Origin of the sequence: Desulforhabdus sp. TSK (assembly GCF_022836495.1) — a bacterium.
GTDB lineage: Bacteria > Desulfobacterota > Syntrophobacteria > Syntrophobacterales > Syntrophobacteraceae > Desulforhabdus.
This window is the reverse complement of sequence record NZ_BQXM01000134.1, coordinates 1-512: the sequence shown is the minus strand read 5'-3', so window position 1 is coordinate 512 and position 512 is coordinate 1. Positions and strand designations below refer to the sequence as shown.

Here is a 512-nt window from a genome sequence, read left to right as displayed (position 1 = left end):
GGTAATGATGATGACTACGTAGATGAAATAATGGTTCGTTGCTTAAGAGATGTGGCTAAGCATTCCTGGGAAATAAAAGACCCTTGTGGCAACCCATGGCCGGTCTTACCAGAGAATGTAAGCGGAAATATTCATTATGCCAACGTAGTAGGTGCTTTGCCTAACGGCAGAAGGTTGGGTGATGCCCTTTATGACGGAGGAGTTTCCCCGGGTCCCGGTTTGGACAAAAAAGGGCCCACGGCTGTTTTAAGGTCGTGCGGTAAGTTTAACCACATCAGTGACGGCAGAGCTTTTCTTTTAAACCAGCGGCTTTCCCCAACCCAGTTGCAAGGAGAGAAAGGTTATCAATTATGGAGAGGCTATATGAAAACATGGGCTGACTTAGGGTTAGATCATGTTCAATTTAATATGGTTGATGACCAAACTTTAAGAGCGGCCCAAAGTGAGCCGGAAAAGTATACGGAACTGATTGTCCGGGTAGCAGGCTAAAGGGCGAATTCGTTTAAACCTGC

The 512-nt window shown here is 46.1% G+C and carries 1 protein-coding gene; it reads left to right on the top strand.

Translation table 11 applies throughout. The features are described 5' to 3' along the window. Nucleotides 1-489 (top strand): glycine radical domain-containing protein (locus tag MWC30_RS21840; RefSeq protein WP_272495891.1); only part of this gene is annotated, 489 nt, incomplete at its 5' end. Between the last annotated feature and the right edge of the window lie 23 nt (nucleotides 490-512).